At 59.5% G+C, this 23,498-nt stretch carries 24 protein-coding genes; 12 read left to right on the top strand and 12 right to left on the bottom strand.

Annotated features, from left to right (window positions below; genetic code table 11):
- Position 1: 1 nt before the first annotated feature.
- The 3 genes from HU727_RS04865 to HU727_RS04855 form a co-directional block, all read right to left on the bottom strand.
- Positions 2–814, bottom strand: a complete 813-nt coding sequence (locus tag HU727_RS04865) for a crotonase/enoyl-CoA hydratase family protein (protein WP_186528582.1) — start codon at positions 812–814, stop codon at positions 2–4.
- Between the two features lie 202 nt (positions 815–1,016).
- A complete protein-coding gene (locus HU727_RS04860) occupies positions 1,017–2,162 on the bottom strand; it encodes a PQQ-dependent sugar dehydrogenase (protein WP_186528580.1) in 1,146 nt (381 codons plus the stop codon).
- Between the two features lie 53 nt (positions 2,163–2,215).
- Complete coding sequence (locus tag HU727_RS04855) at positions 2,216–2,536, bottom strand: hypothetical protein (protein ID WP_186528578.1); 321 nt, start codon at positions 2,534–2,536, stop codon at positions 2,216–2,218.
- A 189-nt stretch (positions 2,537–2,725) separates the two neighbouring features.
- On the opposite strand from HU727_RS04855, the gene ku reads away from it, so the two are divergent.
- Positions 2,726–3,592: a non-homologous end joining protein Ku gene (ku, locus tag HU727_RS04850; RefSeq protein ID WP_186528576.1), complete on the top strand. Its 867-nt coding sequence runs from the start codon at positions 2,726–2,728 to the stop codon at positions 3,590–3,592.
- A 130-nt stretch (positions 3,593–3,722) separates the two neighbouring features.
- Here ku and lpxO read toward each other — a convergent pair whose 3' ends face one another.
- Positions 3,723–4,622, bottom strand: coding sequence for a lipid A hydroxylase LpxO (gene lpxO, locus HU727_RS04845; RefSeq protein ID WP_186528569.1), 900 nt, complete (start codon positions 4,620–4,622; stop codon positions 3,723–3,725).
- Between the two features lie 289 nt (positions 4,623–4,911).
- Between lpxO and HU727_RS04840 the strand changes: the two genes are divergently transcribed.
- Complete coding sequence (locus tag HU727_RS04840) at positions 4,912–5,346, top strand: short chain dehydrogenase (protein WP_186528560.1); 435 nt, start codon at positions 4,912–4,914, stop codon at positions 5,344–5,346.
- 34 nt (positions 5,347–5,380) lie between these two features.
- Here HU727_RS04840 and HU727_RS04835 read toward each other — a convergent pair whose 3' ends face one another.
- The 4 genes from HU727_RS04835 to HU727_RS04820 form a co-directional block, all read right to left on the bottom strand.
- Positions 5,381–6,325 (bottom strand): methyltransferase, encoded by a 945-nt coding sequence (locus HU727_RS04835; RefSeq protein ID WP_186528558.1) that lies wholly within the window; start codon positions 6,323–6,325, stop codon positions 5,381–5,383.
- Between the two features lie 14 nt (positions 6,326–6,339).
- Positions 6,340–7,707 carry an iron-containing redox enzyme family protein gene (locus tag HU727_RS04830; protein WP_186528556.1) on the bottom strand — a complete coding sequence of 456 codons (1,368 nt, stop codon included), beginning with the start codon at positions 7,705–7,707 and terminating at the stop codon, positions 6,340–6,342.
- Positions 7,708–7,816: 109 nt separating this feature from the next.
- Positions 7,817–8,746 (bottom strand): ZIP family metal transporter, encoded by a 930-nt coding sequence (locus HU727_RS04825; protein WP_186528554.1) that lies wholly within the window; start codon positions 8,744–8,746, stop codon positions 7,817–7,819.
- 9 nt (positions 8,747–8,755) lie between these two features.
- Positions 8,756–9,982 (bottom strand): zinc-dependent alcohol dehydrogenase, encoded by a 1,227-nt coding sequence (locus HU727_RS04820; RefSeq protein WP_186528552.1) that lies wholly within the window; start codon positions 9,980–9,982, stop codon positions 8,756–8,758.
- 363 nt (positions 9,983–10,345) lie between these two features.
- On the opposite strand from HU727_RS04820, the gene HU727_RS04815 reads away from it, so the two are divergent.
- Positions 10,346–11,932: an ABC-F family ATPase gene (locus HU727_RS04815; RefSeq protein ID WP_186528551.1), complete on the top strand. Its 1,587-nt coding sequence runs from the start codon at positions 10,346–10,348 to the stop codon at positions 11,930–11,932.
- 277 nt (positions 11,933–12,209) lie between these two features.
- On the top strand, positions 12,210–13,397 hold the full coding sequence (locus tag HU727_RS04810; protein WP_186528550.1) for an MFS transporter: 1,188 nt from the start codon (positions 12,210–12,212) through the stop codon (positions 13,395–13,397).
- Positions 13,398–13,434: 37 nt separating this feature from the next.
- On the opposite strand, the gene HU727_RS04805 is transcribed toward HU727_RS04810, so the two are convergent.
- Together HU727_RS04805 and HU727_RS04800 are read right to left on the bottom strand one after the other, a co-directional pair.
- The gene (locus HU727_RS04805) at positions 13,435–14,472 is read right to left on the bottom strand and encodes an alpha/beta hydrolase family protein (RefSeq protein WP_186528549.1); all 1,038 of its coding nucleotides are present in this window, start codon (positions 14,470–14,472) and stop codon (positions 13,435–13,437) included.
- A 167-nt stretch (positions 14,473–14,639) separates the two neighbouring features.
- A complete protein-coding gene (locus tag HU727_RS04800; RefSeq protein ID WP_186528548.1) occupies positions 14,640–15,251 on the bottom strand; it encodes an FMN-dependent NADH-azoreductase in 612 nt (203 codons plus the stop codon).
- Positions 15,252–15,378: 127 nt separating this feature from the next.
- On the opposite strand from HU727_RS04800, the gene HU727_RS04795 reads away from it, so the two are divergent.
- Together HU727_RS04795 and HU727_RS04790 are read left to right on the top strand one after the other, a co-directional pair.
- Positions 15,379–16,287 carry a LysR substrate-binding domain-containing protein gene (locus HU727_RS04795; protein ID WP_186528546.1) on the top strand — a complete coding sequence of 303 codons (909 nt, stop codon included), beginning with the start codon at positions 15,379–15,381 and terminating at the stop codon, positions 16,285–16,287.
- The gene (locus tag HU727_RS04790) at positions 16,284–16,643 is read left to right on the top strand and encodes an MmcQ/YjbR family DNA-binding protein (RefSeq protein ID WP_186528544.1); all 360 of its coding nucleotides are present in this window, start codon (positions 16,284–16,286) and stop codon (positions 16,641–16,643) included. The genes HU727_RS04795 and HU727_RS04790 overlap by 4 nt, the downstream gene beginning before the upstream one ends.
- Here the strand turns inward: HU727_RS04790 and HU727_RS04785 are convergent.
- Complete coding sequence (locus tag HU727_RS04785) at positions 16,632–17,066, bottom strand: DUF1294 domain-containing protein (protein WP_186528535.1); 435 nt, start codon at positions 17,064–17,066, stop codon at positions 16,632–16,634. The two genes, HU727_RS04790 and HU727_RS04785, sit on opposite strands and share 12 nt — an antisense overlap.
- A complete protein-coding gene (locus HU727_RS04780) occupies positions 17,063–17,893 on the bottom strand; it encodes an undecaprenyl-diphosphate phosphatase (protein ID WP_186528534.1) in 831 nt (276 codons plus the stop codon). Before HU727_RS04780 ends, HU727_RS04785 begins: the two co-directional genes overlap by 4 nt.
- Before the next feature lie 305 nt (positions 17,894–18,198).
- On the opposite strand from HU727_RS04780, the gene HU727_RS04775 reads away from it, so the two are divergent.
- The 6 genes from HU727_RS04775 (at position 18,199) to fapC (ending at position 23,473) form a co-directional block, all read left to right on the top strand.
- Positions 18,199–19,833 (top strand): methyl-accepting chemotaxis protein, encoded by a 1,635-nt coding sequence (locus HU727_RS04775; protein WP_186528532.1) that lies wholly within the window; start codon positions 18,199–18,201, stop codon positions 19,831–19,833.
- Between the two features lie 147 nt (positions 19,834–19,980).
- Entirely contained in the window at positions 19,981–20,544 is a 564-nt protein-coding gene (gene pnuC, locus HU727_RS04770) for a nicotinamide riboside transporter PnuC (protein ID WP_186528530.1), read from the top strand.
- Positions 20,541–21,065: an AAA family ATPase gene (locus HU727_RS04765; RefSeq protein ID WP_186528528.1), complete on the top strand. Its 525-nt coding sequence runs from the start codon at positions 20,541–20,543 to the stop codon at positions 21,063–21,065. Before pnuC ends, HU727_RS04765 begins: the two co-directional genes overlap by 4 nt.
- A 334-nt stretch (positions 21,066–21,399) precedes the next feature.
- Positions 21,400–21,849, top strand: a complete 450-nt coding sequence (fapA, locus tag HU727_RS04760) for a functional amyloid chaperone FapA (RefSeq protein WP_186528526.1) — start codon at positions 21,400–21,402, stop codon at positions 21,847–21,849.
- A 1-nt stretch (position 21,850) separates the two neighbouring features.
- Entirely contained in the window at positions 21,851–22,423 is a 573-nt protein-coding gene (gene fapB, locus HU727_RS04755; RefSeq protein ID WP_186528524.1) for a fibril amyloid subunit FapB, read from the top strand.
- 72 nt (positions 22,424–22,495) lie between these two features.
- The gene (gene fapC, locus HU727_RS04750; protein WP_186528522.1) at positions 22,496–23,473 is read left to right on the top strand and encodes an amyloid-like fimbrin subunit FapC; all 978 of its coding nucleotides are present in this window, start codon (positions 22,496–22,498) and stop codon (positions 23,471–23,473) included.
- Positions 23,474–23,498 lie beyond the last annotated feature (25 nt).

The raw sequence follows: 23,498 nt of genomic DNA, 5'->3' as shown, positions 1-23,498 counted from the left end.
CTCAGTCCAGAAATTCGGGTTTCTGTTTGCTCATGTGGGCGGCCATGGCCACGCGCAGATCGGTGGATTGCAGCATGGCGGCGTTCCAGGTGGCAACGTATTCGAGACCGTCGTCGATGCGATGGTCGCGCATGTAGCTGATCATTTCCTTGGTGCCGGTCACTGCAATCGGCGATTTGGAAGCAATGTCGCGTGCAATGTCGAGAACGCCTTCGAGCAAGGCTTCCTTGTCGTCATAGACGCGATTAACCAGGCCCATGCTGCGTGCTTCTTCGGCACCAAAGGTGCGACCGGTGTAAGCCAGTTCACGCAGCATGCCGTCTCCAATGATTCGCGGCAACCGCTGCAACGTGCCCACGTCGGCAGCCATGCCGATATCGATTTCCTTGATCGAGAACTGTGCGCCCTCGGCGGCGTAACGCATGTCGCAGGCCGCGATCAGGTCGATCGCCCCGCCCAGGCAATAACCCTGAATGGCCGCCAGCACCGGCTTGCGGCAGTTATCGACGGCGTTGAAGGACGCTTGCAAATTAAGGATTTTGCGACGCAAGAGGCGCGCGTTGCGGCCGACGTCCTTGCCCAGTTCATTGGCGACGCCGGCGAGCATCATCAAATCGATGCCGGAAGAAAAGTGTTTGCCATTGCCACTCAGGACCACCACACGCACCTCGTCGGTGTCGTCGATCCACTGGAAGATTTCAATGATCTCGCTCCAGAACGCCGCGTTCATCGAGTTGATCTTTTCCGGGCGATTGATCTGCACATGCGCGATGTGATCGGCCAGTTCGACGCTGAAGGCGGAGTATTGAGTCATGGCAGTGATCCTTTACCGGGCTAAAGTGAGGCCCGAACTATAACAAGGCGGCGGTGTGGCGGTTCAGCCAAATGCGGGACTGCGCGGGTTTTAAGGCGTTTGCGCGCCCTCTTCGCGAGCAAGCTCGCTCCCACAGGGAGTATGCATTTCAATGTGGGAGCGAGCCTGCTCGCGAAGGCGTCGGATCATTCACCGCACGCAATCATTTCAGCCCCAGCTTGTACAACGAGGCATTCTCATCATCCGTGAGCACATACAGATAGCCATCCGGCCCCTGACGCACGTCACGGATGCGCTGATTCAACTCGCCCAGCAGACGCTCCTCATGCACGACCTTATCGCCGTCGAACTGCAGGCGAATCAGCTCCTGCGTCACCAGCGCGCCGATGAACGCATTGTGCTGCCAGGGCTTGAAGCGATCGGCATCGTAGAACGCCATGCCCGAAACCCCGGGCGATTTTTCCCAGACGTGATGCGGCGACACCGTGCCCTCAGCGGTTTTGCCTTTCGCCTCCGGGATGGGCTGCATCGAGTAATTGATACCGTGGGTCGCCAGCGGCCAGCCGTAGTTTTTGCCACGCTCGATGATGTTCACTTCATCGCCACCGCGAGGCCCGTGCTCGTTCTCCCACAGCGTGCCGGTCCACGGATTGAGCGCAGCGCCCTGCGGATTACGCATGCCGTAGGACCAGATTTCGGGTCGAACGCCGGATTGCCCAACGAAAGGGTTATCGTCCGGCACTTTGCCGTCGGGATAGATCCGCACGACCTTGCCCTGCAGCTTGTCGAGGTCTTGCGCGGTGGGTCGGTCGTTGTTTTCACCCAGGGTGATAAACAGATAGCCGTCACGATCGAACACCAGTCGCGAACCAAAGTGGTTGCTCACCGACAGTTTCGGTTCCTGACGAAAGATCACGTTGAAGTCCTTCAGCGTCTTCAGGTCATCCGAGAGCCTTCCCCGACCTACCGCCGTGCCGGCCTTGCCGCCCTCGCCACCGCCTTCGGCATAGGACAGATAAACCATTCGGTCCTGTTTGAAGTCGGGCGACAGCACGACATCCAGCAAGCCGCCCTGCCCCTTGGCCCAGACTTTCGGCACGCCACTGATCGGCTCTGACAATTTGCCATCGTTGCCTACCACGCGCAGATTGCCCGGGCGCTCGGTCACCAGCATGCCCTTGCGGTCGGGCAGAAACGCCAGCGCCCATGGATGCTCCAGACCTTGGGCAATCGTCGTAACTTGGAGTGTGCCCTGTTCACTTTGCAGTTCTTTGGGCGCGGCGGCGAACGCCGGGGCACTGATCAGCGCGGCGGCGCAGCAGGTGGCCAGTAGGGTTTTACGCAACATGCACGATTCCTTTTGTTCGTGGTGAAAGGCTGACAGAACCTCAGTCCTGCCGTTCAACGGTTGCTGCCGGTGCCCCGTGGGGGCGGGTTGGGGATGAAGGTGGGTGGTTTGGCCGGTACCGAGCGAATCGGCTGGCCGTTGCCGATACCGCGGTTTTCGATCGTGGGCTGACGCGGCACGGGAACGGTATTGGGCGCACGGATCGGTGGAGCGCTGGGCTGGGTGCCCTGCATGCTGTTGGGATTGGCCCGCCGAGTCGGGCTGTTGTAAGGATTGCTGCTGTTGCCAGTGGGACTTTGCGCCAGGACGACGTCCGCATGAACCAGACCGCCACTGAGGGTCAGAACGGCGATGCCAATCAGAAATCGGTTCATGGGAATTCCTCTGGATGTACTTGGAATAGAGCCTTTGAGCCCACGCTACGCTCTGGGTTCGGATTTGTTAACCCTCGGGTCTTAAACAACATGTAACACGGCTTGACCTCGTCCACGGAAGGCGCCGCAATCACTGGAAACTTTCTCGCCACGCCACGGGTCACCTGATCATCACTCGGAGGACAGGTCATGGCTCGGGCAATCTGGAAAGGCGCAATCAGTTTTGGACTGGTACACATCCCCGTGGCGCTGGTTTCAGCGACGTCGTCCAAAGGCGTGGACTTCGATTGGCTCGACAGCCGCAGCATGGACCCGGTGGGCTATAAACGGATCAACAAGGTCACCGGCAAGGAAATCAACAAGGAAAACATCGTCAAAGGCGTGGCTTACGAAAAGGGCCGCTACGTGGTGCTCAGCGAAGAGGAAATCCGCTCCGCGCACCCTGTCTCGACCCAGACCATCGACATCTTTTCCTTCGTCGATGCCGATCAGATTCCCCTGCAGAATATCGACACGCCCTACTACCTGGCACCCGACAAGCGCGGCGGCAAGGTTTATGCGCTGCTGCGCGAGACGTTGAGCAAAACCAACAAGGTCGCCCTCGCCCGCGTTGTCTTGCACACGCGCCAGTATCTGGCGGCGCTGATGCCGCTGGAGTCGGCGCTGGTACTGGTGAAACTGCGCTGGCCGCAGGAAGTACGCAGCCTCGATGAGCTGGCGCTGGGCAGTGAAGTGACCAAGCCGCAACTGGCCAAGGGTGAGTTGGACATGGCCAAACGGCTGGTCGAAGACATGACGGCGGAGTGGACGCCGGAGGACTACAAGGACGAGTTCGAAGACAAGATCATGGCGCTGGTCGAGAAGAAAGCTCACGAAGGCAAGATCGAGGATGTCGAGACCGTCACAGGCGAGCAGGAACGCAAGACTGCCGATGTTATCGATTTGACCGAGCTGCTTAAGCGCAGCCTGGGCGGCAAAGCACCGGCCAAGCCAAAGGCCAAGTCAAGCAGCAAGGCGGCGCCGGCGAAGAAGACCCGGAAGGCATCAGGGGGATAAGCGTTGAGTCAGCTTGAGATATGTCGGTTGTGAGGTCGCATTCGCGAGCAGGCTCGCTCCCACAGGGAACGCATTTCATTTGTCGGAGCGAGCCTGCTCCCGAAAGGTCCAGTACTAACACCGCAAAGAGTCAGATAAGGATAAAGATCGCCAGCAACGCGGCAAAAATTGCCCACTTTTCCAGGTAATACCGCGTCCGGTTACGCTTCTTCAGTTCTTTGCCACGCAAGCGGATCTTGTAGATCCTGGTAAACAAACGGTTGATACCGCCCGTCTTGTCCCCTGCATCGTTCGGCGCGCCCGCCGCCGACATCACGGTCCGGCTGAACCAGCGGTTGAACGCCGCTGCCCAGCGGTATTTAAGCGGCCGCTCAATGTCGCAGAAAAGAATGATGCGGTTCTTGTCCGTGGTGTTTTCTGCGTAATGAATAAACGTCTCGTCAAACATCACCGCTTCGCCGTCACGCCAATGGTAGTTTTCACCGTCGACATTGATGTAACAACCCGCGTCGTTCGGTGTGTCCAGGCCCAGGTGATAACGATACGAACCGGCGTATGGATCGCGGTGACGCACCAGCTTCGAGCCCGGGGGCAACTCGGCAAACATAGCGGCCTTGATCGAGCCGATGCTCTGCACCAGTTCGGTGGTGCGCGGGCACAGCTTCATCGCCGATGGATGGCTGTCGCCGTACCACTTCAGGTAAAAACGCTTCCAGCCGGTCTTGAAGAAAGAATTGAAGCCAACGTCATCGTATTGATTCGAACGCTTGATCTCGCCGGCCCGCAGCAGGTTCTGGCCCTCCTCGCGAATCTCCTCCCAGTGCGCCTGCAACGGACTCAAATCGGGAAAGTCCGCCGGGTTCAAGTAAGGCTTGTTGGGGATTTTCGAGAACAGATAAAGGAAGCAGTTGATCGGGGCGAGAAAGGTCGAGTGGTCACTCAATTGCCGTCCCAGCTTGTGACGCACGCGCCCACGCAAGTGAACGTAGGCGATGGAAATGACATATACAGCGGCAATGATGAGTTTCACGTAAAGGGGTCGCACGTCAAAAGTGAACAAACTGCGCGCGTGGCGGCCTGGGCCCAGCGTCTTATGCAGCGGTCTGAATGCACAGGGCGCGTCCTTGGCCCGCGCCGTTTTAGGGCGCTCGATGAATGGGTGGCATTTTAGCCACACTTTGTAACGGATAGTGAATCCTCAACTGTGAAAAACTGTCTTTCACGCTTGCCGGGTAAAGGCCGTTGGCCGTTGCGCAATTCGATGGAACCACGGTCCGTGCGCAGTCCTCTATCGCTTACCAACAACGGGAGGAACACCCATGATCGCCCCAGAAACCGGCATGAAACCGGGACAGCGTTATCGCATTGAAAGCGTCGAGCGCGCCCCCCAATTCTCTGGCTTTTTTCTCGGTGCAAAGTACTACCTGGGTCCTGAATTGCAGACCGCCGTCGGCTGGCTTGAAGGGCAGAAGTTTGTTTACGATCAGCTCGACCCCACCGGTGAGCCGGTTTATCCGGACAGGATTGCCGGCACCATCGAAGCGCTCACGCTGGTAATGCAGGACGGGTTACGACTGGAAATTGAAGAAGCGCCCTACCAGGCCGAACCCACGCCACCGGTGGAACCCACCCGCGAGCGGCGCATCGAGCGTCTTTCGCGTCTGCCGATACGCCCTTCGCCGCTGCTGGTTGCCGGTGCGGCCATGCTGGTCGGGGTGTGTCTGCTGGCGATTTCACGCGTCAGAAATCGATAAGGGCCACCGCAGCGAGCAGTGGCCCAGCCGTGCGTCACTGCTCGCGAGTCACCGTCAACGCGACCACGGCGATTCGCTCGGCGCGTTCGTATTCGGGCTTGAGCAGTTCCTCACTGAACACATCCGGATCGAGCTCACGATACGTCATGCCGTAACGCTCACCTGAAACCAATGGTGCTATGGCTTGGCGGAACGGGTCCTGCCCGGCAACAATCGCCACGCCGGTGTACACCAGCAAAGTCCCGCCGATTGCCAGACGCGGCAAGGCCTCACGGACAATCCGCACCGACAGGCCCTCCCCCAGCGCCCCGCCACCGTGGCGATAAGCGCGCTGTTGCTGGTCGTTCATGTACGGCGGATTGGCGATGATCAAGTCGAACTCGCCCTCGACGCTGCCGAGCAGATCGCTGCGATAGACCGACACGTTATTGGCTCCCGCCAGCTCAGCGTTCACCGCGCTCATGCGCAACGCTTGCGGGTTGATATCCACGGCCAGCACTTCGGCGTCCGGCCGTGCCTTGGCGATGATGACAGCCCCGGCGCCGCTGCCGCAGCCTATATCGACCGAGCGCTTTACAGGCGAGAAGCGCTGCTGCAATTGCGCTTCGATCGCCTGCGCAAATCGGTAGGTGTCAGGGCCGAAGAACACCGCATCGCTCGCCGTCGTGGGGAAGGCCGAATGCGCGAACAAGCGATCATTGAGGCTCGACCAGCGCACCTGGCTGCGCCACACCGAGCCATCGCGTTCGACGACGCCGGCCTGCTCCAGGCTGGCGAGTTCGTGTGCGGTGAACAGGTCGGCGGGAAATGGCATCGACCAGCCGAACACATCGCGCAGGTCCTTGGCCAGCGGCGTGGCAAAGCGTTGCATAAAGCGTTCGTGGGTCAATGGCGTTGGCGTAATGAAGTGATAACCACTGTCGAGCAGGCGCTTGCCCAGCTCGAACAGGATTCTGTCCGATGTCTCTTGTGCCGACATGAAAGCTCCTTGTTTCAACGCAAGCGGGCGCGCAATTGCATGAAGCGACGCGTCGCGAAAAGTCCGGCCGGGCGCCAGTGTCGTTGGGGTTGTAGCCACGGCATCAAAAGCGCCATCTGCTCGGCGGCAGGCTTGTCAGCCAGTGCGGCTTCCAGGTTGAGCAGATCTGCATCATCGTCGAAGGTTTCTTCAACGGCGGCTTCGCGACGGACATACGGCCGAGGTCGGGAGGCCGGGCAGTCCTGGGTGATCCAGTCGCGCAACAGCTGTTTTTCATAGCCGTTGAACACGCCGAACATCGCCGCATCGCTGCCATCGATCAGACGCCAGAAGCGGCTTTCCTCCACCGCCTCGCCGCGCTTGATCCAGCTCTTGCGCTCCAGTGCAGAGAGAAATTCACCCATCTGCCCCGGTGTTGCCAGCCATTGATTGATGGTGCGGTTTTCGATCCGGCAATAATCGGAATGCATGTGCCGACCGAACACAGCCTTGCGCTCAAGCATGGCAATGACTTCGCGCTCCAGGTCGAACTCCTTGATGACGGCCGTCGTGCCCTTGCCTACATCATTGAGGCGATAACCGACAGCCATGCGTCGGTAGAACTCATCGCGCTCAACGCCCAGCGGCATTAGCTCAAGCATCGATTGGACTGCCTTGCGCGCGTGGCCGGTGCTGGCGTTGTCGATGGTCACATGCAAACGGAAATAGTGCGGATCGATGCCCAGCTCGGCCAGCTCATACGCACTGATCAACAGATGCAAGGGCAACTGCTCGTAGCCCAGGTTGAAGCCGATGACTTCAGGCAGAAACTGCCCGCCGAATCGACCCAATGCCAACTGCACGGCGCCTTGCAGGAAATACTCGTCGGCCAGGCCGCTCAGATCGGAGCAATCATGCTCGGCGAGCAACTTGCGATAGATCACTACATGGTTTTGCCGAGGAATACCCTCGCCCAGCTCTTCGAGATACGTATCGAGCAGGTCGTCGCAGCGCGGATCCTGCCATTGCGGCAGAAGCCCCGCCAGCCAGGCTCCATCGACTTCCTTGGTCGGCGCTACATGCAGAATGAAGTACAGCGCGTGGGATTTGTTGCGGAAATAACGTCGCGGTCCGCCCTGCTGGCGTTCTTCGAGGTAATCAGCGTATTCGGCAGCCACTCTGGCGCAACGTGTTTCCGACCATTGCAACAGCTCTTCGGCGCTGCCCGGCAGGTCATCAGGCAATGCCGACGCCTTGCTCAATTGGCACCGGAGAAATTCCAGCGCAGCGCGGTCAGCCGTCGAGTCTTCCGCCAACAATCGGTCATAGAGCCGGCGCTCGGTATCCGCCGGCGTGGATGTTTTACCCGAAGACTTCCTGGTCGGGATTTCGATCAGCGACATGACTCTTTCCCCTGCGTTATCGGCATTGCCTATAAACGAAAGAGTGACCGGCGCTGAAAAAAATTCCTTTTTTGTTCGCAGCGAAGCGCTTAACGGCGCGCGATGTTTGCTAGCCCAAAGCCGTGTCGAGAAACATCATCACGCCGAAGCCGAGCATCAGCCCCAGCGTCGCGGGCGTTTCGTGCCCATTACGGTGGGTTTCCGGAATGACTTCATGGGACACCACGAAAATCATTGCGCCCGCCGCCAGCCCCATCGCTACGGGGAAGCCCAGGGCGAAGCTGTTGGTGATCCCCAACCCGATAATTGCGCCCAGGGGCTCCATCAATCCGGAACCTGCCGCAATCAGCGCGGCACGGATCGCCGAGATCCCGGTGACCCGCAAGGCCAGCGCAACCGCCAGGCCTTCGGGAATGTCCTGAATGGCGATGGCAGTGGTCAGCGGCAAACCGATGTTCATGTCGCCCGTGGCGAAGCTGACACCGATCGCCATGCCCTCAGGCAAGTTGTGCAGCGTTATGGCCAACACGAACAGCCACACACGGTTGAAGCGTTTAGCCTCCGGGCCGCGACGACCGCTCTTCTCGTGCTCGTGCGGGACGAAGCGATCGAGGCCGACCATCAACGCCACGCCCAACGCCATGCCGGCGACGACGACGGCAGCGGCGAGCATGGGATTGCTCAGCGCCTCCTTCGCCGCCGCGATGCCCGGCAGGATCAGCGAAAAAGAACTGGCGGCGAGCATCATTCCCGCTGCGAAACCCAGCATCGTGTCCTGAGTACGCGAGGTGATCGCACGCAGCGCCAGCGCCAACAGCGCTCCGACTGTCGTCGCCACGAATCCGGCGAGTCCACCCAGCGTGGCGAGATGCAAGGTGTCGTGGCCGGTACTGACCAGCCCGGTGTAGCCGCTGATCAACAGCAACAGGGTCACGACGACCAGTGTCAGCCAGAAAAGGCGCCCTCCCCATCCGGTACGCGACAGGTGCACGAACCATGCGCGCACGGGGGCTGCAAACGAAGATGACGGTAACGCCATGAAAACTCCTCAGGTTGCTGGTACCAATGGCGCCGTTTCGTCCAGTTGCGCCAGCGGAACATCGCTGCCGCCCGGGGTCAGAATGACCTTGCGGCATTCTTCCTGCTTCTTATTGAAGATCTTGTAACCCTCGGCCGCCTGCTCAAGCGAGAGCCTGTGGGTGATGATCGCATCGGGCTGCAACTTTCCGGTTTCAATGTAGCCCAGCAGCTCCGGCAGAAAGCGTTGCACATGAGTCTGGCCCATTTTGAAGGTCAGGCCCTTGTCGAACGCATCGCCAAACATGAAGCCATGAATAAAGCCTGCATAAACGCCCGGCACGCTGACCACACCGCCGCGCCGCACCGCAGCAATGCACTGACGCAGGGCCTTGCCGCTACTGCCTTCAAGCTTGAGTGTAGCCATTACCGTTTCGGTGGTACTGCCCTTCGCTTCCAGCCCGACGGCATCGACTACCGCATCGACGCCGCGATGGCCCGGGGTCTTGCTGATGATGGTGTCGGCCGGGTCATCGTCGTCATCGAAGTTGATCGGAATGACGCCGTAGGTGCGCTGAGCGTAGTCCAGTCGATATTGATGGTGATCGACCATAAAAATCAGCTCCGCACCGAGCATTTTTGCGCAGGCCGCGGTGAGCAAGCCGACGGGGCCAGCGCCATAGATCGCCAGACTCGAGCCCTGTACGACGCCGGCGTTGATTACCGCTTGCCAGGCAGTCGGCAGGATGTCCGAGAGAAACAGAACCTTTTCGTCGGACAGCGTGCCCGGCACCTTGAACGGGCCGGTGTTGGCTTTTGGCACTCGCACCAGCTCCGCCTGGCCACCGGGAATCCCACCGTAGAGTCGGCTATAACCGAACAGCGCCGCCGGTGGCGGAATCAGCTTTTTGTTCAACGCCGCGCCGGGGCCGGCGTTAGTGGTTTCGCACGCGGCGTACAGTTCTTGCTGGCAGAAGAAGCAACCACCACAGGCAATGACGAAGGGAATCACCACACGGTCGCCCGGTTGTACTGCAGTTACGGCGGAGCCGGTTTCTTCAACGATGCCCATGAACTCATGACCGAAGATGTCGCCGTGCTCGACGGTGGGAATTTTCCCTCGGTACATGTGCAGATCCGAGCCGCAGATGGCCGTGGCGGTCACGCGCAAAATGATGTCGTCGTCAGCTTCAAGTTTCGGGTCTGGCACAGTCTCGACGCGGACGTCATGGACGCCGTGGTAGGTCATTGCTCGCATGGCGTAATCCTCACTCAATGAATTAAATCGCTGCTGCTTCACATTCCGAAAGAGCAATCGCGGATTGAGTTCATTCGAGTTTCAGAGATTTTGATCAGCGGATGTCGAGCGTGCCGCCGACGCACCGTCGCCTGCCTGCCATATAACTGCCGTCTGACTTATGCGACAATGCGCGCAATGTCCAACAAGAACCCCGAATTCGTCGCTCAGCAGCTTGGCTCCAAAGGCCCAACGTTGCGGTCGACGCATGCGCGTTGGCTCAACTCAAGCACAGACTGGGGGGAGCTGGAAAAGCTCCAGATGGGTAGCCAAGTCGGTACCTGGCATCACAGACCAGCTCTAAACCATTGATAGGTAAGGTAATTGATCTCCACAGCTAACATCACGATGCAGTTTGGCGCCAAGCCGCTGTTCGAAAACGTTTCGGTCAAATTCGGCGCAGGCAATCGTTACGGCCTGATCGGCGCCAACGGTTGCGGCAAGTCGACCTTCATGAAAATCCTCGGCGGCGATCTTGATCCGTCGGGCGGTCAGGTCATGCTCGAGCCGAACGTGCGCCTGGGTAAACTGCGCCAGGATCAGTTCGCCTACGAAGAATTCACGGTGATCGACACCGTGATCATGGGTCACGAAGAGCTGTGGAAGGTCAAGGCCGAGCGTGACCGCATCTACTCGATGGCGGAAATGAGCGAAGAAGACGGCATGGCCGTGGCCGAGCTGGAAACCGAATTCGCCGAGATGGACGGCTACACTGCCGAATCCCGTGCCGGCGAGCTGTTGCTGGGTCTGGGCATTCCACTGGAACAGCATTTCGGCCCGATGAGCGAAGTGTCGCCAGGCTGGAAACTGCGCGTGTTGCTGGCACAGGCGCTGTTCTCCGATCCGGAAGTGCTGTTGCTCGACGAGCCGACCAACCACCTGGACATCAACACCATTCGCTGGCTGGAAAACATCCTGACCCAGCGTAACAGCCTGATGATCATCATCTCCCACGACCGTCACTTCCTGAACAGCGTGTGCACGCACATGGCTGACCTGGATTACGGCGAGCTGCGTCTGTTCCCGGGCAACTACGACGAATACATGACCGTGGCGACCCAGTCCCGCGAGCAGCTGCTGTCGGACAACGCCAAGAAGAAAGCGCAGATCTCCGAACTGCAATCGTTCGTCAGCCGCTTCTCGGCCAACGCCTCGAAAGCCAAGCAGGCCACCTCCCGCGCCAAGGCGATCGACAAGATCCAGCTGGCCGAGGTCAAGCCTTCCAGCCGCGTCAGCCCGTTCATTCGTTTCGAACAGAACAAAAAGCTGCACCGTCAGGCGGTCATGGTCGAAAAGATGGCCAAAGGTTTCGATGGCAAGCCACTGTTCAAGGACTTCAGCTTCCAGGTTGAAGCCGGCGAACGCGTGGCGATCATCGGCCCGAACGGTATCGGCAAAACCACGCTGCTGCGCACCCTGGTCAACGAACTGACCCCGGATGCCGGTACCGTGAAATGGACCGACGCCGCTGAGCTGGGCTACTACGCTCAGGATCACGCTCACGACTTCGAAGACGACGTGACGCTGTTCGACTGGATGGGTCAGTGGACTCAGGGCGAGCAAATGATTCGCGGCACCCTGGGCCGGATGCTGTTCTCCAACGACGAGATCCTCAAGTCGGTCAAGGTCATCTCCGGTGGCGAGCAAGGTCGCATGCTGTTCGGCAAGCTGATCCTGCAAAAGCCGAACGTGCTGATCATGGACGAACCGACCAACCACCTGGACATGGAATCGATCGAAGCGCTGAACCTGGCGCTGGAAAACTACCCGGGCACGCTGATTTTCGTCAGCCACGACCGTGAGTTCGTATCGTCCCTGGCCACGCGCATCATCGAGCTGAGCCCGAACGGCGTGACCGACTTCAGCGGCACGTACGACGATTACCTGCGCAGCCAGGGGGTGGTGTTTTAATAGCAGCTGCGAGTTTCAAGCTGCAAGATTAGAAGCCCTGTCCATGTGACGGGGCTTTTTGCATTTCAGGATCGGTAGATTTGTAGGTGCTTACACCTTCGCGAGCAGGCTCGCTCCCACAGGGGAATGCATTCCAAATGTGGGAGCGAGCCTGCTCGCGAAGGGGCCAATAGCAGCGACATCAGTCTCAGGAGAAAATAGTTAGCCTGCTTTCTTTTCTCATGCGCCCAAGCCATCATGACAAGTACCTCCCACCGCCGCCCGCGAACGAGTGCTCATGTCTGCGCAGCCACAGCCCCCGCAAAGCTCACTGGCGATCACCCTGCAGATCGTCTCCATCGTTTTCTACACATTTATTGCTTTCCTCTGCATCGGTTTGCCGATCGCGGTGTTGCCCGGTTATGTGCATGAACAACTGGGTTTCAGCGCGATCATTGCCGGGCTGGTGATCGGTTCGCAGTACCTGGCCACTCTGCTCAGTCGGCCCATGGCCGGGCGCATGTCGGACACCCTCGGCACCAAGCAGGCGATCATTTATGGTTTGTGGGGGATTGTGCTCAGTGGCGCGCTGACGCTGCTCTCGACCTTGTTGCAAAGCTTTCCGCTGACCAGCCTGTTGATTCTGATCGCCGGGCGCTTGTTGCTCGGCGTCGCCCAAGGCTTGATTGGCGTTGGCACCATCAGTTGGTGCATGGGTCAGGTCGGTGTCGAACACACGGCTAAATCCATCGGCTGGAACGGCATTGCCTCTTACGGCGCGATTGCCATCGGCGCGCCGTTGGGCGTGGTGATGGTCGCGCAGTATGGTTTTGTCAGTCTCGGGATTGCATTGTCGGCGCTGGCGGCGGGCGCATTGTGGCTGATCCGCAACAAGCCGTCGGTGCCGGTGATTCGCGGCGAGCGCCTGTCGTTCTGGGCGGTGTTCGGCAAGATTGCGCCTTACGGAACCAGCCTTACGCTGGCGTCGATTGGCTACGGCACGTTGACCACTTTTATTACCCTGTATTACCTCAATCGTGGCTGGAGCGGCGCGGCGTACTGCCTGACGGTGTTTGGCGTTTGCTTCATTCTGTCGCGGCTGCTGTTTATCTCGGCAATTGCCCGATTTGGCGGGTTTGCTTCGGCTATCGTCTGCATGACGGTCGAAACCGTGGGACTGGTGATGTTGTGGCTTGCGCCCTCCACCGCTTATGCGCTGATTGGCGCCGGGCTGGCGGGGTTTGGCCTGTCGCTGGTGTACCCGGCGCTGGGGGTCGAGGCGATCAAACAGGTGCCGGCTTCCAGTCGCGGTTCGGGCCTGGGAGCCTATGCGGTGTTCTTCGATCTGGCACTGGCGATAGCTGGGCCGTTGATGGGCGCGGTGGCGTTGAATCTGGGGTATTCGTGGATTTTCTTCTGCGCGGCGCTGTTATCGGTGACCGGTTTGGGTTTGACCCTGCTGCTCAAACGCCGAGCGATGGCCTGAACAACGCGATCCCCCTGTAGGAGATTTGTGGTGGAAATTATTGATCCGCCGTCTGCATGCCCGCTCTCGTCGATTGACCCAGTGCATGGGCAAAGAACCGGCCGGCCTCTGAAATCAGGTTGCGATGAATATCCTTTCGATCCACCCCATCAGCGTCGGTACACAGCGCCGGCATCGCGAGGATCTGTTCGGGTGTGCACGGTGCCATGAAAACGAAGTGCCCTGCCCCGGCCAGTAATTTGAAGTCCGGCGCGGTGGGCAGCTTGCGCGCCAGTGCCGCCGCGTTTTTATCGAAAGCCACCAGTTTGTCGCCGTCGCCGCTGTAGAGCAGCACCGGCACATGCACATCCGCCAGGGTGTGGCGGCCAAATTTGAGGCTTAAAGGCGCCATTAGCAGCAAGGCATGCACACGTGGGTCGGCCACCGGTTGTAAGTCATCGCGATCGACAATCAGCTCGCCTTGCGTATTGCAGGCATCGTGATCGTCTGGGCGTTCCTGGCAATAACGCCGCAAGCGATCCAGATCCGGTTGCGCGCCCGAGAGTATCAGCGCCGTTTCGCCGCCGGCCGAATAACCAATCACACCCACCTGATCAGCATTGACGAACGGCGCCAGCATCGCGTCGCCGAGAGTCGCGGTGATCGCTTGGGATATCTGGATAGGCCGCCCGTAAAGATTGCTCAATGTGCCCAGTCGGCTGTGGTCGCGGGAGTTGTCGCCAGGATGAATAACCGCAACCACCACAAAGCCCTTGCGCGCCAGCGACGTCGCGAGGTCATGCAGCGCAAGCGGCGTGCCGGTGTTGCCGTGGGACAGCATCAACATCGGAAAGCGGCCGATGGCGACTTTGGTGTCTTCGCCAGCTTCGACTGAGTAGCCATCAAGCAGACTCAGATGCTCACGGTCACTGGACGGGTAAAACGCAATGGCGCGCATCGGTTGCAAATCGAGCGGGTCAAGAAAAGTCATCTCATGATAACCGACGCTCCAGACAGGGTGTCGCCCCGGCGCAGCCTGCACTGAATTCAGGCAGCCCAGCAGGCAAATCAGCAACAGTGCACAAAGATGCCTCATGAATGCCCCGTCCTGTTGGATCACATCGTCAGATGCGCCGAAACTGCATAACCCGGGCCAGATTATGTAACAGCCAGAAACAAAAAACTCCGCATTCGGCCCTTGCGGAACCAGAATACAGAGTTTTTTGAGAACTACCTGAACATCAGCTGTTTTTTACACAGGCCTTACGCGGCGGAGAACAGTTGCTCGCTGATCTTCGTTTGCGCAGCGGTCATGGCGTTGTTGCGCACCTCTTCGCCATACGCCAGGCCTTCGGCACGGACGATTTCGATGTCGGTGATGCCGAGGAAACCCAGCACCAGCTTCAGATATTCTTCGTGAGCGATGCCGCTCGCCTGACCGGCATGGATGCCGCCGGAGGTCGACACAATCACCACTTTCTTGCCGCCGCACAGGCCTTCAGGGCCGGCTTCGGTGTAACGGAACGTCTGGCCGGCCACGGCAACGCGGTCGATCCACGCCTTGAGCTGAGTTGGAATAGTGAAGTTGTACATCGGCGCGGCGATCACTACAGCGTCGGCGGCGATGAATTCGGCCAGGGTCGACGCGCTCAGTTCGGCTTCGTGCTGTTGTACGGCGTCGCGCAGCTCGGCGGTAGTGCCGGCGGCGACCAGTGTGGTCGAGGAGAAATGGCTGATGGCATCAGCGGCAAGGTCGCGATACGTGACCACGGCGCTCGGCTCAGCGGTTTGCCAGGCGTTGACGACTTCACGGCTCAGCTCACGGGAGGCCGAGTTGTCGCCCAGAATGCTCGAATCGATGTGCAACAGTTTCATGTGGGTTCTCCTGTAAGGAATCGCCAGTGGCGGCGCAATGGAGACAATCCTACCCAAGAAACCAATGGTCGATTAGTCGCCAACAATGCGATAGTTCGTCCCACTGATAGAACAGCTGGAATCACGCATGCAGGATCTCAACGATCTGTACTATTTCGCCAAAGTGGTCGAGGCTGGCGGATTTGCCGCCGCCGGCCGGTTGCTCGGTATTCCCAAGTCACGGCTATCAAGGCGCATTGCCGAGCTGGAAGAACGCCTCGGTGCGCGGCTGCTGCAGCGCACCACTCGCCAACTCAATCTCACCGCCGTCGGCGAGCGCTATTTGCGCCACTGTCAGGCGATGTTGCTGGAAGCGGAAATGGCCGACGAGGCGGTGGCCAGCATGTCCAGCGAGCCGCGTGGTCGCTTGCGTGTGTCCTGCCCCACCGGCCTCGCCCATGAAATGTTGCCAGTGGTGATCAGCGATTTCCTTGGCAAGTTTCCTCAAGTGCAGTTGGAAGTTGTCCTGCTCAACCGGCGAGTGGATCTAGTCAACGAGGGAATCGATGTGGCGCTGCGTGTCAGGGATCACGGCGACGAGGACCCGCTGCTCGTCACTCGTCGGTTGCGTCAGGCGCAGGCCGTAGTGATCGCCAGTCCCGCTTTCATGGAGGGCAAGACGATCAGTCACCCCCAGGATTTGAAGAACCTGCCAGTGCTGGGCGCGTTGGAAGCCGATCGAATGGTCCATGTGCGCCTGCTTGATCAGCAAGGCAAAAGCGTCGATCTGAGCATGGAAGCGCGGCTGGGCATTGATGACTTCGTGGTGCGCAAGGCCTGCGTGCTGGCCGGTCAGGGTTTTACCGTGCTGCCGATGATGTTCTGCGAGACCGAATTGCGTAACGGCACGCTGGTGCAAGTGCTGCCAGAATGGTCATTGCCCGGCGGCTGGCTGCAAGCGGTGTATCCGCATCGACGCGGGGTGATGCCGGCGGTGCGTGCGTGGATTGATCATCTGGTCGAATCGTTCGATGCCTGCGGGGAGCGGCTGTTATGAAACAGGGAAAGATGAGCGAAGCCGAGGTTGCCGCGTTCTGCATGAGCCTGCCCGGCGCGCGGGAAGACTACAAGTGGGGCGGCGTGCGGGTGTTTTCGATTGCCGGCAACAAGATGTTTGCCTTGCAGGGGCTGCGTGGCGACTCGCTGGCGTTCAAGGTCGACAAGGATCTGTTTCTGGGCCATTGCGACCGCCCCGGGATTCACCCGGCGCCGTATCTGGCGCGGGCGCAGTGGATCATCATGCACCCGCCCTATCCGCTGGGCGCTGCGGAACTGCGGGGCTTGTTGCAGCGCTCGCATCAACTGGTGGTGAGCAAGTTGCCCAAGAAGACCCGCATCGGCCTATTGCTGTAACACGGTCAACAGGCTGGAGCCGAGGAATAGCTGGTCAATCCAGAACACCTGATGCAACAGCACAATCACCCAGAACAGAATCTGAAACGACACCTTGCGCGTCTTGTGCCGAAACACCTGCTGAGCGATCAACGCGCCCGGCCATCCACCGGCCAGTTCCACTGCATGAAGGATGTTCTCCGGCGTGCGCCAGGCATCGACGCGGGCCTTGCGCTTGTCCGCCCAGTACAGGAAAAACGCCAGCAAACTGACAATCCCGTACGCCGCCAGCGGCAACAGCGAAATACCCTGCAGCCACATCGACAGCGAGCCGAACAATGGCAGCGCGCTGACGAGCAGCAGCAACCCCAGTTTCAGTTTGAGATGCTGAATGGCGCCGCCGACCGGGCGTTTTTCAGCCCGCCTGTTGCGCGCATCATTCATGCCTTGGCCGCCGACCAGTCCACCCAGCCGAATTGCCAGGTCGCCAGAATCACCAGACCGAAAACAATCCGGTACCAGGCGAACGCTGCGTAGCTGTGACTGCCGATAAATTTGAGCAGCCCCCGCACGGCGATCATGGCGAAGATAAACGCCGTGACGAAGCCGATGGCGAACACCGGGAAATCTGCCGGCACGAACAGGTCGCGGTATTTGTAACCCGAGTACACCGCTGCACCGACCATGGTCGGCATGGCGAGGAAGAACGAAAACTCGGTCGCCGTCTTGCGCGACAGGCCGAACAACAACCCGCCAATGATCGTCGAGCCGGAGCGTGACGTGCCGGGAATCATCGCCAGGCATTGCGCGAAACCGATTTTCAGGGCGTCGGTCCAGCGAATGTCGTCGACCGTCTCGGCGTGGATTTCATGCTGACGCTGTTCGGCCCACAACATGATGATGCCGCCGATCACCAGCGCAGCCGCAACGGTGATGGGGTTGAACAGGTATTCGTGGATCAGATCGGCAAAGATCACCCCAAGCACCACGGCAGGCAGAAACGCAATCAGCAGGTTGGCGGTGAAGCGCCGAGCGCTCGGCTGGGTTGGCAAACCGACCACCACGTCGAGAATCTTGCGGCGAAACTCCCAGACCACCGCGAGAATCGCGCCGAGCTGAATGATGATGTTGAACGCCATGGCCCGTTCACCGCCAAAGTTCAGCAAGTCGGCGACAATAATCTGGTGACCCGTACTCGAAATGGGCAAAAACTCCGTCAGCCCTTCTACAACTCCCAATATCAGTGCCTGCAAGGCGGTCCAAAGATCCATCAATCCCCCAAAGAGCGATGCACGCAGGCATGCCCCGATAATATTTTTTAGCGTTCACTGCGTTCAGCGTAGCCGGTAAAAGCTGTACCGATTCCGCGCGCACAGGATCCACACGAAACGGTAAAAATTCCGTGAAATTTCAAAACCGGATTCAGGTTTTCGCGCGCGGGGCCGAAATCCTAACAGACAAGCCTTATTAGTGCTTCCCGCGCTGAATGGCTTGTGCCGCACAGTTACGCACCGCAGTCGTGGCTGGATGCTGGCGATCGATCATTACAAGAACAAGAACCCGGAGTGACAGCGTTATGAACAGCTTGCGCAGTGTGTCGATCAGCCGACGCTTGTGGCTCATTTTGATTGTGGCAGTGGTCATGTTGCTGACCTTGGGTGCGCTGATGCTCAAACAGATCCATGCCGACCTCTACGACGCCAAGGCCCAGAAAACCCAGCATGTGGTGCAGACCGCCAGTGGTTTGCTGACCTATTACCACGGCCTGGAAACCGCCGGCACGCTGACAAAAGAGGCCGCGCAGAAACAGGCGCTGACCGCGATCCGCGGCCTGCGCTATGACCAGAGCGATTACTTCTGGATCAACGACCTCACCCCTGTGATGGTCATGCACCCGACCAATCCCAAACTCGAAGGCCAGAACCTCTCTGCGATCCGCGATCCGGACGGCTTTGCGGTGTTCAACGAGATGGTCGCCATCGCCAAGGCGAAAGGCGCGGGCATGGTCAACTATCGCTGGCCGAAACCCGGCGCAACCGATCCAGTGGCCAAGACTTCTTACGTCAAATTGTTCGAACCGTGGGGCTGGGTGATCGGCTCCGGCGTGTATGTCGATGATGTACAGGTCGAATTCCAGGGGCAGATGATCAAGGCATCGGCGATCGGCCTGGCGATTGCGCTGATCATGGCGCTGCTGGTGATTCTGATTGCGCGCAGCATCGTTCGCCCGCTTCAGGAAACGGTTAACGCCATGGCGAACATCGCCAGCGGCGAGAGCGACCTGACCCGCAGCCTCGACACCCATGGCAAGGACGAGGTCACGGAGCTGGCCCATCACTTCAATGCCTTCACGGCGAAGTTGCGTCGGGTGATTGGCGAGTTGCAGGTCTCTGCCAGCGCCCTGGGTGAATCGTCCAGTGAGCTGGGCAACGACGCGACGCAGGCTCAGCAGCGCAGCCAGCAGCAGTCGCAACAGATGGAGTTGGTGGCCACGGCGATCAACGAAGTGACGTATGGCGTGCAGGACGTGGCGAAAAACGCCGAGCATGCCGCCGCTGAAATGCGCGACGCCGAAGCGCAGGCGCAACAGGGTCAGATCAATATTGACGGCAGTCTGCAGCAGATCGACAAGCTCTCCGGCACGATTGATCAGGCCGTCGAAGTGATCCGCACCCTCGCCGCCGAGAGCACGCAGATCGGTAGCGTACTGGAAGTGATTCGCTCGATCGCCGAACAGACCAACCTCCTGGCACTCAACGCGGCAATCGAGGCTGCGCGTGCGGGCGAGCAAGGTCGCGGCTTTGCGGTGGTGGCGGACGAGGTGCGGTTGTTGGCGCAGCGTACGCAGAAATCCACCGCCGAGATTCAGTCGATGATCGAGCGCTTGCAGAGCCATTCGGAAGCAGCCGTGAAGGTGATCGGCGACAGCAGCAAGGCGTCGCAACTGACCATCGAACAGGCAGGACTGGCTGGCGCGAGTCTCAACGCGATCGGTCAGGCGTTGCGCAATCTGAACGGTCTGAACGCCTCGATTGCCAGCGCCACGCTGCAACAGGCGCATGTGGTCGAGGACATCAACCAGAACGTGACTCAAGCCGCTGGACTCTCGCACAGCACGGCGATTGCTGCCGAGCAATCGAGCGCGGCAAGCGTGCGCCTCGGGCAACTGAGCGAACAGCTTAACGGATTGTTGCGCCAATTCCGCGTCTGAGCCTTGACTGTGGGAGCGAGTCTGCTCGCGATAGCGGTCTGTCAGAGACTATAAGTTCCCCTGACACGCCCCTGTCGCGAGCAGGCTCACTCCTATAGGTTTTTCGGTACAATCCGCGCCTTTCTCCATTCCCCGCAAGGAACCCCCATGTCCGGGCTTGAACTGGTTGCCGCTGCCCTCGGTGTGATCGCCGTGTGGCTGACGGTCAAACAGAATCCGTGGTGCTGGCCGATCGGGCTGGTCATGGTATTGCTTTATAGCTGGATCTTCTTTGAGGTGAAGCTGTATTCGGACATGTTGCTGCAGGTGATCTACGCCGCGCTGCAAATCTATGGCTGGTGGCAATGGACCCGGGCCGGGACGATGCACGACGGCCGCGACGTCACCCGACTCGACACGCGCTCGGTTGCTCTAAGCCTGGGCATCGGTGCGATCGGTAGCGTGCTGCTGGGCGCCGCGATGGCGCACTGGACCGATGCGGCGCAGCCCTGGCTCGATGCAGCGCTCACAGGTTTCAGCCTGGTTGCGCAATTGTGGATGGCGCAAAAGCGTCTGCAATGCTGGGCGCTGTGGTTTGTACTCGATGTGATCTTCGTTGGTCTGTTCATCTATAAAGGCCTGTATCTGACCGCCGCCCTCTACGCCCTGTTTACCCTGCTCGCCGTGCAAGGCTGGCGTGAATGGCGCACCGACCCGGCGTTGCGCCCATGAAAGTCGTTGTTCTCACCGGCCCGGAATCGACCGGCAAAAGCTGGCTGGCGGCAGGCCTCGAACAGCGTTTCGGTGGCGTGCGTGTTGACGAATACGTGCGCCGGTTCATCGAAGAAAACCCACGCGACACCTGTCTGGCCGACATCCCGGCGATCGCCCGCGGCCAGTTGCAATGGGAAGACCAGGCGCGAGCCAAACAACCCTCGCTGCTGATCCTCGACACACACCTGCTGAGCAACATCCTCTGGAGTCAAACCCTGTTCGGCGATTGCCCGGCCTGGTTGGAAACCGAGTTGCTGGCACGCCATTACGACCTGCACTTGCTGCTGTCGCCGCAACAGATTGACTGGACCGAGGACGGCCAGCGCTGCCAACCGGATCTCGAGGATCGCATGGCGTTCTATGAAGCGACCCGCGCATGGCTGATCGATCATCAGCAGCCGATGCAAATCATCGAGGGCAACTGGGCGCAACGGCAAGCGCAGGCCTTTGCGGCGGTCGAGCGATTAATGTCCCGCTGAGCCAGCATTTCCCGCTGTTTCGGGGCAATCCGTCCGTTTTTGAAACACTCCCGGTGGCGCAGAGCCCCCATCCAGGCGCTGTCCATCATTCCGTCATTTGATCTGTTACGCCGATGAAACACCTCAGCGCAAACGCTCGCTCCAGAGCTTTCCAGCGCCACTTGGCCACTGCGGTGCCTTTCTGGTGTCTCAGCGGTGAAACAGTCGTCGCTGACGTCGCCCTTCCAGATCAACTAACTCGCTGAAATAACGAGACAATTCAAAACCGGCACAGCTTTCGCTCTCTCCTTCACAACGCTGAACAACCCAGCCCACTGAAGAAGGAATTGCAGCCGTGGGGAATTTCAATAAAAGCCTGACCTGCCTCCTGCTGATCGGATCAGCCGCCAGCGCATTCATCAGCGTCGACGCGCAGGCCGAAGGCAACGGGGTGATCGTTCTCAACCGCGATGTCCAGCCCATCGCAATCGGTCGTAATGGCGGCAAAGACCCCTACCCGACCACGGTCAACGCCAACCCTTCGGCGCGGATCAACCAGACCCTGACCAATACCGAACTCAACGATGGCGATTTCGCCAACGTCGCCAGCGGCTCTTCCATTCGCGGCAACATGACCACGCCCCAATCGAACCTGCCCGGCATGAACACGTTGACCAATCAGAACGGTCTGCCCGGCATGCGCAGCGGCAGCGGTGGTGGCGCTGGCGGCTCGATCTCCAACACCGTCAACCGGGCCATGAGCACCGGTCTGGCGCCTCTGACTCGCATGGCCGGAGGCCAATGACATGAATCGCACCCTGCTGCTTCTCGCCCTGCTCGGCTGCTCCAGCGCGATGGCTGATCCGGCGTCGGTCAACAAGGCCAATATTCAGGATTCAGGTGCTCAGTATCGCGGCAACTTCAACGTCAACCAGGCCGCCGGTGACCAGATGCAACAAGCCAACACCAAGGCGATTGCCATCGGCACCGAGTCCCACGCGACCACCAGCGTCATGCAAAAAATCGACACACCCGCCAGCCGCGCCATCGACGCGAGCGCCAACATCGGCGGCAACTCTTTCAGCAATGGCAACGGCATCCTCGGTGTGAACCAGGGCGCCGGCGCCAACAATCAAATGGCCAACGTCACGCGCGTCAGCATCAGTGCCGGCCCGCAGAGCGTTGACGACAGCGCCCTGTCGCAACAGAACGTGGCGTTTTTACCTAGCTCAGGAGCAACTGGCACCCCACCCGGCAGTCGCCAGGTCACGACAAGTGATCAGGCCTTCACCGGCAGCCGAGGGGTGATTCAGGTGAACCAGAGTGCCGGGGTGGGGAACCGAATGGCTAACACCCTGAGCATCCGGGTCGCAGACTGACCCAAACAAGAAGCAGTGCAATTAGAAAAGTCCCAACACTTAACCAACTAATAAGCACGACGGAGAAACACCATGAAACCTACAATGGCTCTCAAACCACTGGTTTTCGCACTCGCAGCAGTGATGGCAATGGCAGCACAGGCAGACGGCCGTGGTGGCAACAACGGTCATGGTAACGGGCACGGCCAGCCTCGGGGGCCTTCCCTGGAGCAACTCCTGCAAATCACCGCAGGCGCCGGCGCCGCTGTGCTCGACGCGCAAGACAGCGACGGCAACGTGGTGAAAAACCAGGGCACGCTGAACAACGCCAACGCCAGCGACTCGCTCAACAGCTCCAACGGCAACATGGGTGCCAACGTTGCAGCCGGCGACGGTAACCAGCAGGACAACGCTGCTGCGCTGGCCACCGCTGACGAAAGCTTCATCTTCGGCAACGCTGTTGCTGCCTCGAGCGCGACTCAGGTCAACAACAATAACTACGTGAAAAACTCGTCCACCTTTAACAACGCCACACTCAACAACGCAGGCAACAATGGTTCCGGCAACATCGGGATCAACGTGACCTCCGGCAACTTCAACCAGCAGAAAAACAACCTCGCCATCGCCGTTTCCGGTGGTCGCGTAGCGCAGGCTGCTGCCTCTGCCAATCAGTCCTCCACTGGCCTGGTTGTTGAAAACAAAGGCGTGCAGGCTTACAAAACCGACACCCTTACCGGTACGTATGCAGCCGCTGGCGTGTTCAAAGCCAAAGGCACTGCAACCATCGAAGACGACAACCATGGCGGTTGGGGCAATCGTGGCGGCGGCCACGGTGGCAACGATGATCAGAAAGCCAAGTTCGAAGCCGTGGGTACCTTTGGCCTCGCTGGCGTGACCACCCAACAAGTGTTGACCAAAGACGGCTGGAAAACCCCTGTCGTCAACAACGCCAACATGACCGGTTCGATGAACAACTTCTCCGGCAACGGTGGAGCCAACGTCTCGGCCGGTGTGGGCAACCAACAAAGCAACTCGCTGTCCATCGCCGCAGGTTGCAAAGCCTGCATGTAATCGCGGTCGAAACGAAAGCCCCGGC

Source organism: Pseudomonas khorasanensis (assembly GCF_014268505.2).
GTDB classification, from domain to species: domain Bacteria; phylum Pseudomonadota; class Gammaproteobacteria; order Pseudomonadales; family Pseudomonadaceae; genus Aquipseudomonas; species Aquipseudomonas khorasanensis.
This window is presented reverse-complemented; position numbering and strand designations above follow the sequence as displayed.

What these genes read in the sequence shown, in the direction of transcription:
- HU727_RS04865 (WP_186528582.1), bottom strand. Translation starts at nt 814, where the DNA reads ATGACTCAATACTCCGCCTTCAGCGTCGAACTGGCCGATCACATCGCG.
- HU727_RS04860 (WP_186528580.1), bottom strand. Translation starts at nt 2,162, where the DNA reads ATGTTGCGTAAAACCCTACTGGCCACCTGCTGCGCCGCCGCGCTGATC.
- HU727_RS04855 (WP_186528578.1), bottom strand. Translation starts at nt 2,536, where the DNA reads ATGAACCGATTTCTGATTGGCATCGCCGTTCTGACCCTCAGTGGCGGT.
- ku (WP_186528576.1), top strand. Translation starts at nt 2,726, where the DNA reads ATGGCTCGGGCAATCTGGAAAGGCGCAATCAGTTTTGGACTGGTACAC.
- HU727_RS04840 (WP_186528560.1), top strand. Translation starts at nt 4,912, where the DNA reads ATGATCGCCCCAGAAACCGGCATGAAACCGGGACAGCGTTATCGCATT.
- HU727_RS04835 (WP_186528558.1), bottom strand. Translation starts at nt 6,325, where the DNA reads ATGTCGGCACAAGAGACATCGGACAGAATCCTGTTCGAGCTGGGCAAG.
- HU727_RS04830 (WP_186528556.1), bottom strand. Translation starts at nt 7,707, where the DNA reads ATGTCGCTGATCGAAATCCCGACCAGGAAGTCTTCGGGTAAAACATCC.
- HU727_RS04825 (WP_186528554.1), bottom strand. Translation starts at nt 8,746, where the DNA reads ATGGCGTTACCGTCATCTTCGTTTGCAGCCCCCGTGCGCGCATGGTTC.
- HU727_RS04820 (WP_186528552.1), bottom strand. Translation starts at nt 9,982, where the DNA reads ATGCGAGCAATGACCTACCACGGCGTCCATGACGTCCGCGTCGAGACT.
- HU727_RS04810 (WP_186528550.1), top strand. Translation starts at nt 12,210, where the DNA reads ATGTCTGCGCAGCCACAGCCCCCGCAAAGCTCACTGGCGATCACCCTG.
- HU727_RS04805 (WP_186528549.1), bottom strand. Translation starts at nt 14,472, where the DNA reads ATGAGGCATCTTTGTGCACTGTTGCTGATTTGCCTGCTGGGCTGCCTG.
- HU727_RS04800 (WP_186528548.1), bottom strand. Translation starts at nt 15,251, where the DNA reads ATGAAACTGTTGCACATCGATTCGAGCATTCTGGGCGACAACTCGGCC.
- HU727_RS04795 (WP_186528546.1), top strand. Translation starts at nt 15,379, where the DNA reads ATGCAGGATCTCAACGATCTGTACTATTTCGCCAAAGTGGTCGAGGCT.
- HU727_RS04790 (WP_186528544.1), top strand. Translation starts at nt 16,284, where the DNA reads ATGAAACAGGGAAAGATGAGCGAAGCCGAGGTTGCCGCGTTCTGCATG.
- HU727_RS04785 (WP_186528535.1), bottom strand. Translation starts at nt 17,066, where the DNA reads ATGAATGATGCGCGCAACAGGCGGGCTGAAAAACGCCCGGTCGGCGGC.
- HU727_RS04780 (WP_186528534.1), bottom strand. Translation starts at nt 17,893, where the DNA reads ATGGATCTTTGGACCGCCTTGCAGGCACTGATATTGGGAGTTGTAGAA.
- HU727_RS04775 (WP_186528532.1), top strand. Translation starts at nt 18,199, where the DNA reads ATGAACAGCTTGCGCAGTGTGTCGATCAGCCGACGCTTGTGGCTCATT.
- pnuC (WP_186528530.1), top strand. Translation starts at nt 19,981, where the DNA reads ATGTCCGGGCTTGAACTGGTTGCCGCTGCCCTCGGTGTGATCGCCGTG.
- HU727_RS04765 (WP_186528528.1), top strand. Translation starts at nt 20,541, where the DNA reads ATGAAAGTCGTTGTTCTCACCGGCCCGGAATCGACCGGCAAAAGCTGG.
- fapB (WP_186528524.1), top strand. Translation starts at nt 21,851, where the DNA reads ATGAATCGCACCCTGCTGCTTCTCGCCCTGCTCGGCTGCTCCAGCGCG.
- fapC (WP_186528522.1), top strand. Translation starts at nt 22,496, where the DNA reads ATGAAACCTACAATGGCTCTCAAACCACTGGTTTTCGCACTCGCAGCA.